This window comes from Nonomuraea sp. NPDC049695, assembly GCF_040674955.1.
In the GTDB taxonomy this organism is placed as follows: Bacteria; Actinomycetota; Actinomycetes; order Streptosporangiales; family Streptosporangiaceae; genus Nonomuraea; species Nonomuraea helvata.
Genome location: NZ_JBFANV010000072.1, coordinates 43208 through 56782 on the forward strand (window position 1 = coordinate 43208; position 13575 = coordinate 56782).

General features: G+C 69.5%; 11 protein-coding genes. 5 read left to right on the top strand and 6 right to left on the bottom strand.

Going from position 1 to position 13575, the window contains the following annotated elements; all coding sequences use genetic code 11:
* Nucleotides 1-4 precede the first annotated feature (4 nt).
* Both AB0J64_RS42085 and AB0J64_RS42090 read right to left on the bottom strand, forming a co-directional pair.
* The gene (locus AB0J64_RS42085) at nucleotides 5-1282 is read right to left on the bottom strand and encodes a hypothetical protein (RefSeq protein ID WP_364040730.1); all 1278 of its coding nucleotides are present in this window, start codon (nucleotides 1280-1282) and stop codon (nucleotides 5-7) included.
* The gene (locus AB0J64_RS42090; protein WP_364040733.1) at nucleotides 1279-2379 is read right to left on the bottom strand and encodes a ThiF family adenylyltransferase; all 1101 of its coding nucleotides are present in this window, start codon (nucleotides 2377-2379) and stop codon (nucleotides 1279-1281) included. The genes AB0J64_RS42085 and AB0J64_RS42090 overlap by 4 nt, the downstream gene beginning before the upstream one ends.
* Nucleotides 2380-2716: 337 nt before the next feature.
* Between AB0J64_RS42090 and AB0J64_RS42095 the strand changes: the two genes are divergently transcribed.
* Nucleotides 2717-5752: a BTAD domain-containing putative transcriptional regulator gene (locus AB0J64_RS42095; RefSeq protein WP_364040736.1), complete on the top strand. Its 3036-nt coding sequence runs from the start codon at nucleotides 2717-2719 to the stop codon at nucleotides 5750-5752.
* Nucleotides 5753-5900: 148 nt separating this feature from the next.
* Here AB0J64_RS42095 and AB0J64_RS42100 read toward each other — a convergent pair whose 3' ends face one another.
* Complete coding sequence (locus AB0J64_RS42100) at nucleotides 5901-6356, bottom strand: hypothetical protein (RefSeq protein WP_364040739.1); 456 nt, start codon at nucleotides 6354-6356, stop codon at nucleotides 5901-5903.
* 55 nt (nucleotides 6357-6411) lie between these two features.
* Between AB0J64_RS42100 and AB0J64_RS42105 the strand changes: the two genes are divergently transcribed.
* Both AB0J64_RS42105 and AB0J64_RS42110 read left to right on the top strand, forming a co-directional pair.
* Nucleotides 6412-7047: a hypothetical protein gene (locus AB0J64_RS42105; protein WP_364040742.1), complete on the top strand. Its 636-nt coding sequence runs from the start codon at nucleotides 6412-6414 to the stop codon at nucleotides 7045-7047.
* A 14-nt stretch (nucleotides 7048-7061) separates the two neighbouring features.
* Entirely contained in the window at nucleotides 7062-7856 is a 795-nt protein-coding gene (locus tag AB0J64_RS42110; RefSeq protein WP_364040745.1) for a class I SAM-dependent methyltransferase, read from the top strand.
* Between the two features lie 39 nt (nucleotides 7857-7895).
* Here the strand turns inward: AB0J64_RS42110 and AB0J64_RS42115 are convergent, their stop codons facing one another.
* A complete protein-coding gene (locus AB0J64_RS42115) occupies nucleotides 7896-10373 on the bottom strand; it encodes a hypothetical protein (protein WP_364040748.1) in 2478 nt (825 codons plus the stop codon).
* 605 nt (nucleotides 10374-10978) lie between these two features.
* Here AB0J64_RS42115 and AB0J64_RS42120 point away from each other — a divergent pair.
* Nucleotides 10979-11701 carry a VOC family protein gene (locus AB0J64_RS42120; protein WP_364040751.1) on the top strand — a complete coding sequence of 241 codons (723 nt, stop codon included), beginning with the start codon at nucleotides 10979-10981 and terminating at the stop codon, nucleotides 11699-11701.
* A gap of 168 nt (nucleotides 11702-11869) precedes the next feature.
* Here the strand turns inward: AB0J64_RS42120 and AB0J64_RS42125 are convergent, their stop codons facing one another.
* Together AB0J64_RS42125 and AB0J64_RS42130 are read right to left on the bottom strand one after the other, a co-directional pair.
* Nucleotides 11870-12190 carry a DUF5713 family protein gene (locus AB0J64_RS42125; protein ID WP_364040763.1) on the bottom strand — a complete coding sequence of 107 codons (321 nt, stop codon included), beginning with the start codon at nucleotides 12188-12190 and terminating at the stop codon, nucleotides 11870-11872.
* A 178-nt stretch (nucleotides 12191-12368) separates the two neighbouring features.
* Nucleotides 12369-12911, bottom strand: coding sequence for an ATP-binding protein (locus AB0J64_RS42130; protein ID WP_364040754.1), 543 nt, complete (start codon nucleotides 12909-12911; stop codon nucleotides 12369-12371).
* 402 nt (nucleotides 12912-13313) lie between these two features.
* Here AB0J64_RS42130 and AB0J64_RS42135 point away from each other — a divergent pair.
* Nucleotides 13314-13575, top strand: a 262-nt coding sequence (locus AB0J64_RS42135; RefSeq protein ID WP_364040757.1) for a hypothetical protein, incomplete at its 3' end; no start/stop codon positions are given.

The following is a 13575-nucleotide window of genomic DNA, read 5'->3' on the forward strand; positions in this document are numbered from 1 at the left end:
TCGATCAGCCCGCGACCTCGGTCCCGCTCGCGCGGCGCGACGCACCCCGGCGGGCGGCGAGCCGCCCCGCGTACTCCTTGACGGCCAGCGACAGGGCCAGGGTCTCGGGGCCCAGCAGCAGGCCCGCGCAGAGCAGCCGGTACCAGAACGCGGCGGACAGGGGACCCTCGGCGAGCCCGTCGGCCGTCCAGCGCAGGACCTCCGCGAAGACCGGCAGCAGCAGCAGGCAGAACCAGGCGGCCACTCCGAGGAATCCCGCGAGCCACACCCAGCGGAACCAGCGTCCGACGCGCAGGTCGGTCTCGGTCGAGTCGGCCAGTTCCTCGGCTTCCTCCGGCGTCAGCCTCCCGAAGGCCCGTCGCAGCATCAGCGACTTCACGCGCCACAGGTTGCGGCAGCCCAGGGCGTTGACCAGCACCGCGTAGAGGTCGGTGCGCAGAAAGACCAGGCTCTGCCAGAGCATCTGCATGACCTTGATGAACACCCAGGCGGCCAGCAGCGACCGGACCAGGTCCGGGGCCGACCAGTGGCCGGTGTCGATCAGCAGCCGGCCGGTGAGCAGCACGGCGAGCAGCACGGAGTCCACAGCCAGCCCCGCCAGCAGCGGGCCGTACCGCCGGCGGCGGGGGAGCGTCCACAGCTGGGTGAGGTCCGTCTCGAACACGAGCATCCACATGCGGCGGTCGACGCCGAAGCGGGTCTGGATGCCGAGAGCCCGCGCGCCGAGCCAGTGGCCGCACTCGTGGCTGGCCGCCGCGAACCACACGAAGGGAAGCCAGGCCAGCGCGCTCAGCCCGGTGTCGTCGAAGGCGAAGGCGTCCTCGGCCGGGTCCGGGATCAGACCGGGCCGGAAGGCGAAGACGCCCACCGCGTAGAGCAGGCAGGCGGCGTAGAAGGTCCAGGCCACGGGGCCGAAGAAGGGGCGTACCGCCTCCGGGCGGATGCCCGTCATCCAGCGGCGGGCCTGGATGGGTGCGGTGCGGACGGGTTCCGGCGCGACGCCGTCGCCTGAATCGCCGGCGTCCTCGGCCAGGAAGCCGAGCTCCCCGAGGGTGTCGACGAACGACGGCACGTTGACCGGCTGACCGGCGAACTCCTCGGCCTCGGCCGCCGCCTCGTCGATACTCGCTCCCCGCTGGAGGGCGGCGATCACCACGCCGCCGACCGCCGGGATCGTCACGAACGTGCCGGTGGCGGGGTCGCCCACCAGCACCTCGTCATCGCCCTCGGGAACGACGCTGAGCGCCTTGAGCCTGACCGTGGCGGAGCCGGGGGTGGTCACCGGCGTTCACCCTCGCGCGGCGGTGCCAGGCGGCAGATCTGGCACTCCGGGTTCTTGGGCAGGGGCTGCCACTCCGGCACCAGCCCCTCGCGCATGTCGAGCGTGACCCGGAACCCGGCCGCGCGGGGCGGTTCGTAGCCGGTGAGGTACCGCTGCGCCTCGAAGGCGAGCAGCGAGCCGACCTGCATCGCCATCGGCCCGGTGAGCGGGTTGCTCAGCTTCATGTTCTCCACGATCCGGTACGCGATCCCCTCCGAGGTGTCCTCGGCGGGCCGGTCGGCGTAGTCGCAGGCCAGGCAGGCGGTTCGGCCCGGGTCCACGGAGAGGTACATCAGCTGGCTGCGGTTGGCGCCGCCCAGCACGTACGGGATGCCGGCCCGGACCGCGGCCTCGTTCGCCCAGAGGTTGGCGTGCGGATGACCGTCGAGACCGCCCGCGATCAGATCGACGCCCTGGACCAGGTCGGCGAGGTCTTCGGGGGCGGAGACCCAGCGGTCGACGGGGTGGACCTTGATGCCCGGGTCGTAGTCGCGCACCCACGCGGCCGCGCGCTCGGCCTTCGACAGGCCGATGTCCGCATGCCGGTAGAGGAACTGCCGGGCGAAGTTACGGGGTTCGACGCGGTCCTGGTCGACCAGCGTCATCTCGCCGACGCCGAGGCCGGCCAGGCACTGCACCAGGGAGGAGCCCCCTCCGCCGACGCCGAGCACCAGGACGTGGGCCTCGCGCAGGGGCCGGAGGAACGCGGCGCGGCGGCGGTCCAGTGAGGCGTAGGTGCCGTAGAAGCTGAGGTTCGAGAAGTGGCGTTCGTCCTCGTCCGGGTCGCCGAGGGTCCTGCCGTCGGCGTCCTCGATCAGGCCCAGGGAGTCGAGCCCGCTCAGGCCCCCGGAGACGTCCTCCTCGGAGAGGCTGAACCCGTGCCTGCCGAGGGCGACGCTCAGCTCGGCCGCGGTCTGCGGGGCCCGGCGCAGCTCGCTCAGGAGCGCGGCCACCTGGCCTTCGGGATCGCTCAGGGTGATCGCCTCGCGAGCGTCGAAGACCACCAGCAGATCCTCGCCGGTCGCCTCCCACTCGCATTCCTTCAACGCCACACGCATCGTGCCTCCAGCGCCAGTACGCACGTAGGGGGTCCCGCGGGGAGGGCACGGCGCGCAAGAGCGGAGCGCCGTGTCCCTCCCCGCGGGAGGTATCGCCAGGCGGTGTCAGCGCCTCACGTGGCGGGGTTCTGGGTGGCCTTGACGGACTCGACCTTCTTGACCTTGATCTCCATGATTGCCTCCTCGTGAGGTTGCGCGGCAGCGGGTGTGCCACTGGGAAAAGACTGCCTTTTGGGGCTGAAATAGCGCTTATTTTCTGCTGAGTCGGCGGTTAGGCTGCCAGGAAGTGATCATGCCGGGCACTCATCTGAGGCATTGTGCGGCGGGAGGCAGACGCGTGACCGTGGACGGCGTCGAGTTCCGTCTGCTGGGATCAGTAGGAGTGTGGGACACCGGACGGTGGCTGGGGCCGTCCACCGCGCAGCAGCGGACCGTCCTGGCCATGTTGCTGCTCGAAACGGGACGGCCGGTCGCGGTGGCGCGGCTGGAGACGGCGCTGTGGGGCGCCGAACCGCCTGAGTCCTCCCGCAACGCCGTGCAGGGGCACATCTCCAGGCTCCGCCGGCTGCTGACGCCGTTCCCCGAGGTGACGCTGGTGACCTCGGGGCGCGGCTACTGCCTGACCGTGGGGCGTGACCGCATCGACCTGCACCGCTTCCGTGAACTGGTGCGTGAGGCCGGCGGCGAGACGGAGCCGGAGCGCGCCGCCGGCCTGCTGCGTGTGGGGCTGGCGCTGTGGCAGGGCGCGCCCCTGGCGGACGTCGCGGGCCGGTGGCTGCCGGACGTCGTCGTACCGGGCCTCGAGGAGGAGCGGCTGGCCGCACTGGAGCGGCGGGCCGTGCTCGACCTGCGGCGGGAGCGGCATCAGGAGGTGGCTGCGGAGCTCGCTGCCCTGGTCGGTGAGAACCCGCTGCGGGAGCGGCTGGTGTCCCTGCTGATGACGGCGCTGCTGCGCTGCGACCGCCGGATCGAGGCGCTGGCCGTCTTCCGCCGTGTCAGGCGCCGTTTCGCCGAGGATCTGGGCATCGAGCCCGGCGAGGAACTGCAACGGCTGCACCAGGCGATCCTCGCCGGCCGTGATGAGGCGGCCGAGGCCGTGACCGCGGCAACCGGGGCGCCTGGGGTCGGGGCACCCGGAGTCGGGGTGCCCGGGGGTGAGGCGCCCGGGGGTGAGGCGCCCGGGGGTGAGGTCGCTGAGGGCGGGGCGACCCACGCCGTGAACGGCACGACCGCCCTCGCTGTGACCGTTACGGCCGCCCTCGCCGTCCCGCGGCACCTCCCCCCGGACACCGAGCTGTTCACCGCCCGCGAGGACGAGCTGGCCGCCCTGGACCGGCTGACGCACCCGGCCGCTGACTCCTCGCCTGCGGCGCACGTGATGGCGCCCTGCGTCATCACCGGCACCGGCGGCGTCGGCAAGACCACCTTGGCCGTGCACTGGGCCCACCGGGTACGCGACCGTTTCCCCGACGGTCAGCTCTACGTGAACCTCCAGGGGTTCGGCCCCGCCCACACCGCCCGGCCGCCGGCCGAGGCGGTGCGGCTGTTCCTGGACGCCTTGCAGGTGCCGTCGCAGCTGATCCCCACGACGCTGGAGGCGCAGGTCGGGCTCTACCGCAGCCTGCTGGCGGAGCGGCGCGTGCTGATCCTGCTCGACAACGCCCTCGACTCCGACCAGGTCCGGCCGCTGCTGCCCAACGCGCCCGGCTGTCTGGCGCTGATCACCAGCCGCGCCGAACTGACCGGCCTGGTCGCGGCGGAGGGCGTCCGCACGCTGTCCCTGGGGCTCTTCTCTCCCGCGCACTCCCGTGCGCTCCTGACGCGCCGGCTGGGCGTGGACAAGGTGGGCGCCGAGCCGCGAGCGGTCGACGACATCGTCTCCCGGTGTGCCGGGCTCCCGCTGGCCCTGGCCATCGTGGCCGCCCGCGCCCATGCCCGCCCGGCGTTCCCGCTCGGCACGCTCATCTCGGGCCTCGACGAGGGCGTCGGTGGCGTCGACGGCGCTGACGACGGCGCTGACGACGGCGCTGACGGCCTCGACGGCCTCGACGTCTTCGACGGTGGGGACGCGGCGACGAACATGCGTACGGTGTTCTCCTGGTCCTACCGCGCCCTCAGCCCGGACGCCGCACGGCTGTTCCGGCTGCGCGGCCTGTTACCGGCGCCTGAGATCTCCACCGCCGCGGCCGCCAGCCTGGCCGGCATCCCCGTACGGCATGCCCACCGCCTGCTGACCGAGCTGACGCGGGCCAACCTGGCGGCGGAGCGCTCTCCCGGGCGTTACGGCTGGCACGACCTGCTCCGCACGTACGCCGAGGAGCTGACCCGCCTCCACGACTCGGAGGCCGAGCGCCGTGAGGCGCTGCACCGGCTGCTCGACCACTACCTGCACAGCGCCCGCCTCGGCGACCGGCTGCTGGACCTGTACCACCGCGTGCCGCTGACGCTGGCGCCGCCGCGGCCCGGCGTGGTCCTGGCCCGCATCACCGACCGTGCGCAGAGCCTGGCGTGGTTCGGCCGCGAGCACCGGACGCTGCCGGCGGCGATCCGGCATGCCGCGGACTCGGGGTTCGACACGCATGCCTGGCAGCTGGCGGGCGCCTGCTGGGGCTTCCTGTCCCAGGAGGGGCGCTCCGACGACCAGGCAGCCATGCACCACATCGCGCTGGAGGCGGCCGTACGGCTGAACGACCGGGCCGCGGAGGCCCACGCCCGCGTCGGGCTCGCCCAGGCCCTCATCCGGCTCGGCCAGGACGGCGAGAGCGAGTCCCACCTGCGGGAGGCGCTCGGCCTGTTCGGCGGGCTGAACGACCACATCGGACAGGGACTCTGCCTCATCTATCTCAGCGTGCTGCATGACCGCCACGGCCTGTACGCGGAGGGGCTGGACCTGAGCGAGCAGGCGCTCCGGCTGTACCGGGAGGCCGGCGACCGGGCGGGCGAAGGCCGGGTGCTGAACAACATCGGCTGGTTCCACGCGCAGCTCGGGGCGTACGAGGAGGCGCTGCGCCGCTGCGAGGAGGCGCTGGCCATCCATCGCGAACTCGGCGACATGCCCGGCGAGTCGGCCACGCTCGACAGCATGGGCCACATCCATCACCTGCTCGGTCAGTACGAGGAGGCGATCGCCTACTACCGCCAGTCACTGGCCTGGCGCCGTGGCGGCAAACGCGCGCTCGGGGCCCGGACCCTGCGGCGGCTGGGCGAGGCCCAACTGGCGGCGGGCCGGCTCCGCGAGGGCGGCGACACCCTGCGGCGCGCCCTGGACCTCACCGCCGAACTGGCCCCCGGCGACGCGGACGCCCTCCGCGCGCGGATCGACGGCCTCAGCGACTTGTCGCCCGAAACGCCGGAAACCGATGGAGCCGGCTGACGCCTGCGATCACTGTCCGCCGGTGTGACGCTCGACGAGACAGCCAGTCGCCGGGTGCGGGGAGTCCGGTCCGGTGACACAGCCGCATTCCTCGGCATCCCGTACGGGTCGGGTGATATCAGCGAGGTGCGACTCGCTGCAGGGACGATCAGGTGTCGTATTCGCCGTCCCAGGGCGCGTAGAACCCGAGGTTGTCGGGATACAGCTCGGCGCATTCCGCACCTCCATGATCTTCCAGGATCAGGCCGAACACCACGCCGTCGAACTCCAACCGAAAGGGACGGATGGCGATATCGCCGAACTCGAGGCCGGGCAGCTCCGCGAGCCATTCACTCAGACGCCGATCGCCGGCGTCCACCGACTCCCTGTGTCTGTCATCGGCGCCGGTGCATTCGATGCGCGAGTCAAGGTAGTGCCCGTCCGAGTTGAAGCGGTGAAGGATGGCGTACCACCTTTTGTGGGCCTGCCAGTCCTCTGTCATCGAGTAGCCCTCTCGAAAGGCTGCCACGACCCCGCCGAGGAACTGGCCGTCGCGCCACTGGCCGATGTGGGCGGTGCGATAGTCGGGCTCATATGAAATCGGGATGATCTCGGGATACGTCACGAGCCGCACCATAGCCGCAGGTTGCTTGGATCCATATCGCAGGTAACACTGCGGCGTGCACTCCGATGAGCAGACCCGGCAGTTCGCCCACGAGTTGGCGGGCCGCATCCACGTGGCGCTGCGCGACGGCGACCTCGACGCCGACCCCGTCATCGCGCTGGCCTGCTTGCTGGAGGAGGCGGGCGTGAGCACTCCTGCCACGCGGGAACTCCTCGAACGCCCCACCGCCGATCTGACAGCGGCCGACATCGCCCGGCTGGGCAGGAGGCTGCTCCGCGACATCGACTTCCAGCCGACCTTCGCCCTCGAACCGGGCCTGTGGGCGGCCTTGGAGCAGGCGCTGAGTGTCGTCGAACGCGACGTTCGCGGCGCGGGAATCACCGGAACCCTCAAGCTGATCGTTCCCGACTGGGACGACAGCGGTTCTGCCCGGGTGGAGTTCCAGGGTGGTCACCACGGCAACGGCATCTGGCCCGCCGAGGGAAGCGATGCTCAGGGGGCGCTCGTGAGCGTCGCCGACGCCGCCCAGGAAGCGATCGTGGAGATCCTCTGGAAGGTCTGGCCCGTCTGCCCCGCCCATGATCGAGGCTTGCGCCCCGAAATGGAGAACAAGACCGCTGTCTGGCGATGCACGGGCGACGGAACGCACACGGTGGCGCGGATCGGTGAACTGTTTCCCGAACGGCGATAGATCAGAATTAAGCCATGTCCCGCGAACGTCTGCGAGCCACCTTCGACACTGTGGCCTCCCAATACCAAATGGCGCGCCCCGGCTACCCCGCCGATCTGTACTCCGAGCTGCTCGCGATGACAGGGATCGAACCGCCCGCACACCTTCTCGAAGTCGGATGCGGTCCGGGGAAAGCCACGCTCCCTCTGGCACGGGCGGGTTTCCGGATCACGGCCGTCGAGCTCGGCGACGCCCTGGCCGAGGAGGCGCGGCGCGGGCTGCGCGATTTCCCCGGCGTCTCGGTGGCCACCTCCTCGTTCGAGGAATGGACACCTCCCGCCGGTGCCCACTTCGACCTCATCTACGCGGCCACTGCCTGGAAATGGGTCGATCCCCAGGTGAAGTACGAGAAGGCGGCTGCGCTCCTGCCCCCAGGCGGCCATCTGGCCGTATGGGACGCCGACCACGCTTTTCCCCCGGACTTCGACCCGTTCTTCACGGAAATCCAACCGGTGTACGACGAGATGGGGGAGGGCGACGGCGGCTCCTGGCCACCGCCGCGTCCCGAGGACCAGCCCGATACCACCGCCACGGAATTCGAGGCCTCCGGGCACTTCGCGGTCATCGGGACACGGCGTTTCGTATGGGGCCGTCGCTACACCACAGAGGAGTACATCGCCCTGCTGGAGACATTCTCCGGCCACATTGCCATGGAGGCGGCCAAGAAGGAGCACCTCTACCACGAGATACGCCGCCTGCTCGCCGCACGCCCAGAGGGATCACTCACCCGGCACTGGCTGGCCGTCCTCACGGTCGGCCGACGCCGGTAACCCGCGTAAGGCCTATTTCGGCTTGGTCCGAAATAGGCCTTACGATCCGGGGGCAGCGAGCCTGTGCAGCCGCTCGTTGACCTTGTAGTAGAGGTTCCCGAAGCCGTCGGCCGTCAGCCCTTCCATCCCCGGAACGGTCAGCAGCACGGTCAGCGCTCTGCTCGATTTTTCGATCTTGAAGATCTGGTCGCCGCTCGTGCCGTACACATGGTCCGGATCCTGGGCCACGGTCAGCAGCACCCCGTCACGCCAGGCCATGCTGGGCTTGGCGGCGTAGTCAGGGTCAGGGAACAGCCGTTTCGCCGTGATCGCCTCGGGCCGCGCCGGGTCGAGCGTGAACAGCGATCCTCCCGCCAGTCCCCAGAGCTCGCCGTCCACCTCGGCAAGGGCCGTGACGGCCTTGGGCGCTGTGAGCGGGAGCTGGTACGTGCGCACGCCGCCATCGGCAGGATCGTACGAGAACAGCATGGCCGACGCCCCCGGCGCGTAGACGGGGTCGACGCCCAGCGCACCGCGTGTGGACGTGCCGCCGAACAGCCTGCCTCCGGCGTAGGCCAGCGAGACGACGGACTGGTTCGACGCCACGCAGACGGTCCGCCCGGCCGTGCCCTCCTTCCATATGGTCAGTGCGCCGCTGCGCTTGCCGTACTTCGGGACCGTGCCCATGTAGACGGTCCCGTCCGGCGCGCCCGCCAGCGCGTACGGCCGGTCCTGAGGCGGTGGGCCCTTGCCCGGCTCGCAGTCGTCGGCCTTGTCGCCCGCCGCGCCGCCGGTGTACCTGAGCGTGGGCGGCCACGAACGGGCGGGATCGTAGCTGTAGAGCTTGGCCGACGGGTAAGCGCCGATGTAGAGCAGCCCGTTGTGTGCCAGCAGGCTGTCGGTCTGGCTGAGCCCGTTGAGTGTCGGCGTGTCCGGCCGGTTGTCGTCACCGTCGCCCCGTAGCGGGTCGTAGACGCCGGTGCCGCCGGTCAGGTAGCCGCCGGTGTAGACCTTGCCGTCGGGTCCCGCGCCGAGAGCATTGATCGCGGCAGGCAGTACGGGAGTGCCGGAGACGACTCGGGTGCTCCAGCGGCCGCTCGCGGGGTCGTACTTGAAGATCCTCGTGCCGTCCGCGGCCGTGCCGAGGCCGACCAGCGTGCCGTCGACCCAGGTGTATCCGGTGACGTCGAGTCCGGGGCGGACGTCGGTCGCCTGCACGGCTCGGGTGTCCACGTCGTACGAGTGCAGCAGACCTTCCCGGACGAACCAGACCTTGCCCTCGCGGGCCGGCGACTGGTGCAGGTCCACATCGGTGATCGTGGCATCGGTTACGGCGGCGTACGAGCCGTCGGTCTGGCGGACGACGCGCAGGACGAGGAGGGTGCGGTCGATCCAGGCGAACAACCTGCCCCCTGTCCAGGTGAGCCCGCCGACCATGGAGTTATGGGCGTAGGCGTCGGGAAGGAGCCTGTCCACCCGCCCGGTGACGTTGTCGAACCTGATCAGGCCGGCATTGGTGCCGGTGCCCAGGTATGTGGCGTTGGCGGCCGGGTCGTGGGCGAGGCTGCGTACGTACTGGGCGCCCTCCACGACGGGCACGCTCCCGATCGTGGTGAAGGCGCCGTTGTCGTACTTGAAGTAACGGCCGTCGTTGTACGTGCCCCCGTACACCTTGCCGTCCGCTCCCGGCTCCAGATCCCAGATGAACGAGTAACCGCCCTCCGCCCGCCCGAGGTCGGTGACCGTGGACTGGCCGGGGACGTACCGGTAGAGCTTGGAGTTGGGATAGGTGCCGAGGTAGATGCTGCCGTCGGTGGCCGTGGCCGCCGCCCAGCCGCCGACGGTCGGAGTGGCCGCGGTGTCCGGAATGGTGATCTTCCGGGTCACCTGCTCGGTGGCCACGTCGATCACGGCGAGCTGTGGGTTGGTGTCGGCGGTGCCGGTGTAGAGGGCGTACGCGCTGCCGCCCGCGAACGTGGTGGCGTTCGGCACGCTGCTCTCGATCTGCACGCCCAGATCGGTCACGTCCCGGGTGATCAGCACCTCGTCCCAGTAGGCGGTGCCCACGTCGGTCACGCCCGAGTAGATGAGGGCCGATACGGTGGCCGTGCCGGTGGGCGCGACGCCCGAGGCCGTGACGCGGTTCCACTGCCTGCCTGTCGCCGAGGCGTTCGCACCGGCAGCGAGCAGGCGGCCCGAGGCGTCCCTGAAGCGCAGGTACAGATACGCGGTGCCGCTGTCGGCCCAGACCTCGCCGTACAGCGTGTAGCGGATCCCCGCCGTGGCGGGCAGGCCCGGCATGCTCTCCCGGCCGTAGGCGGCAGCCGGGTCGGCGTCGGTGATGCGCGCGGTGGTACGCCCGTCCCAGACCGCGGCGTCGACCCCGCCCGGGCTGTGCGAGCCGCTCCAGCCGGTCAGCCCGCCGTCGAAGCCTCCGTTGACGATCCGCAGGTCGGCTGCGGACGCTGGCGCGAACGGCAGCGCGAGCGATGTCGCGAGGAGCGCAGCCGCCACCGCTCCGCGCAGGGCGCGTCTCAAGCGCCTCCGCCTTTCCGGCGTACGGACAGGTGTTGAGCGTGCTGCTGCACAGCGTCACCTCCACGTGTGGTTCGCGCGTTCGCGATTACGGTCATGACCGTAACTTTGCGATGGGGATCCGTCAACGCCGTGGTTCCCGTCAGCGACGACATTCCATGGGGCGCGTACGAACGGGCCCAGATGCGACCATGGCCCCCTTGGCGGTGACCGTGCCGGCAGGCTCATCCGATGGCGTGCGTACAGGGAGGCCGCTGTGCGTCAGCCCCGGACAGGGCGCCACGCCTGGGCCGGACACCGGATCCGGCCGCTCATTGAGCTGGGCGGCCGTGAGTTACCTGGAGTGACGAAGCCCCACGGATCCCTTTCGCCCGGGTCCGGGCCACGGCTTCCGCGACCGCATTGCGGTTGCCGTCGGACCAGCCGACGTGCTGGATGAGCGACGCCCTCGAAAACCTTTAGAGGATTGTCGTCGGGCATGCCACCATGACTCGGATGCTACTTCTCTTCGCGTGGCGGGCCCCGGCAGCCGAGCGTTCGGAGCGTTCGGCGTGGAGGCTCTGCCCTGTCTGCGGCCTTGAATCAGCAGATCGGAGGTGCGGGGCGTAATGACCTGTCACCTCGTCGCGCTCTGCTTCGATGCGAACGACCCCCTCGGTCTCGCGCGCTTCTGGGCCGGCGTCCTGGGCTGGAAGATGGCCGACGACCCCCAGGACGGCATCACGCTCCTGCCGAGCGATGACACCGGGTTCCGGATCCGATTCCTTCCGACTCAGGAGCAGAAGGTCGGCCCGAACCAGATGCACTTCGATCTGACGAGCACGTCCCTCGAGGACCAGCAGCAGACGGTGGCGAGATCGCTCGAGCTCGGCGCCCGGCACATCGACGTCGGTCAACGCCCAGAAGAGGGTCATGTGGTGCTCGCCGACCCCGAAGGCAACGAGTTCTGCGTCATCGAGCCGGACAACAAATTCCTCGCCGACTGCGGATTCATAGGAGCGCTTGCGTCCGACGGTTCGCAGGAGGTCGGCTACTTCTGGAGCGAAGCGCTGGGCTGGCCGTTGGTCTGGGACCAGGACCAGGAGACCGCGATTCGCTCACCGCACGGCGGCCCGAAGATCACCTGGGGCGGCCCGCCGCTGATGCCGAAGACCGGGAAGTACCGGCTCCATTTCGACCTCGCGCCACCCGCCGACGGTGATCAGCAAGCGGAGGTCGATCGTCTCATCTCATTGGGGGCAACGCGCATCGACATCGGTCAGGGCGAGGTCAGCTGGGTGGTCATGGCCGATCCCGATGGCCATGAGTTCTGCGTTCTGACCCCGCGATAGCGCGTACATATCCCGGGATAGCCCGGAAGCGCATTGTTGCCGTGGTCTCCATGCGCTGCACCTGAACACCCACGGGGCGAGGGGTCCGGTCGGGGTCGGACTGCGGGGTTTGGAGGTGCACGCCGACCTGTGGGCCCTCGACGTTCGCTCCTGAACCAGGCTGACACGTCACCAATCGCGGGTCGCGATCAGCTCTTCTACGTCCGCGTCCGCGAACCCGTAGGCCGACGCCACAAACCAGAAATCCTCGGCGATCACCTCGCGGGCCACGGTCTCGATCTCGCTGTCGGCCTCCTCGAATTCGGCCTCCAGCTCGTTGAACTCCTCCGTCGCCGCATGGGTGAGGGCGTACAGTCCCGCGAGATCCGAGGGCCGCTCGGCCTCGATGCGTTCGCACAGGCGCAGCAGGATATCTCTGCCCTTGTCGACGACGTGGTCGGGGTAGTAGCCATCCTGGTACATGCTTTTGAGGAAGGTGTGGCCGACTATCTGCTAATTGGTGGGCGGCACCCTGATCTCCTGTTCTCGCCGTGATCCGGTGCGCCGATACTGCACCACGCCACCGACAACGAGGGCTTGCTCATCGGTCCGGCGGGCGGCGGCGGAGTGGAGTGCGCGGGCCGACATGATCACGGAGGATGTCGTACGCCTCCCGCCACAGGTCGTCTCAGTCCTGCAGGATCATGCGTTCCCCTTCATCAACAGGCTCCTCAAATCCAGCCAGGTACCTGTTGAGAAGATTCTCGGACACAGTCACAGAGTTGGCCCCGTGCAGCTCGTTGCGTACGGCCAGCCGCTGGCGCAGCGTCTCTGGGCTTGCCTTGAGATAGATCAGCTCCCACCGACACCCATGACTCTCGATCAGGGCCTTGTAATGGTCACGAGTCGTCCGGCGCCAGAAGCTGTAGTCCAAGACCACCGGTTGGCCGGCTTCCATCAGATCTACGAGCCGCTTCCTCAGGGTTTCCTCGGCTGCGGCCTTGTGGTCCTCGTACTCTGCCGGATCGAACTCGGCGGCATCACGCCCGAACCGTGTCCAGATCTCCTCATCGATCGACAGCCTGACATAGCCGCGTCGTTCCAACGCCTGTGCATAGGTCGACTTGCCTGACCCCGCGATTCCGCACATCATCACGACGGACCGCGTCGACGCGTCTTGCGAACCATCCGAGAGCCGGTCGTCTCCAGCCCTGTCATCAATATCGTTCACGTCCGGGACCTTATCGCCACGCCTGCGATCAAACCGTGCAGGCTGGCACATCGCGATGGAGTGAGACCGGGCCGGCGCCTACGCTCTCGGCTCGCGGCCGCTGTCATGCTCCTGCCGGTCGCTTCATTGACAGCTGCCTTAACGGAGCGTTCCCGCAAGGATGCACATTTGACACTCCGTCCTCGCGTTTCTCCTCGGCAGGGAATCCAAGAAAGCGCAGGCTCTTATGAACTCCGGTGCACCCGGCGACATCTAAAGGCATAGAGCAAGAGAGTCGGAGCGTCTCGCCCAGGCCACGGGGAGTGGATAGTCCGCTTGCGAGAAATGGCGGCACCGGAGCGCGATGTCCATACGGCGGCTCGCGCGAGCGCTCGCAAATACCTGGGAATACGGGAGGGCATCATGAGAACGACGTTCGGCGGAACGGTCCTGGTGACCGGCGCGCTCGCCCTGGCGAGCGTGAGCGGCGGTCTGCCGGCACAGGCCGACTCGGCGGCGGCCGTTCGGGCCACGGCTGCGCCGGTGAGCACCGGCGCCTCGGCGGCCCAGGTCACCAGGTGCGATCAGAACAACGACGCCAAGAAGTACGCTCTTCCCCACAAGAGCGACATCGTCGTCAAGATCGACCACTGCATCACCAAGAGGAAGTCCGGCAGCGGCTACA

Coding starts and splice junctions, on each gene's coding strand:
- AB0J64_RS42090 (WP_364040733.1), bottom strand. CDS start 2,379: ATGCGTGTGGCGTTGAAGGAATGCGAGTGGGAGGCGACCGGCGAGGAT.
- AB0J64_RS42110 (WP_364040745.1), top strand. CDS start 7,062: ATGTCCCGCGAACGTCTGCGAGCCACCTTCGACACTGTGGCCTCCCAA.
- AB0J64_RS42120 (WP_364040751.1), top strand. CDS start 10,979: ATGACCTGTCACCTCGTCGCGCTCTGCTTCGATGCGAACGACCCCCTC.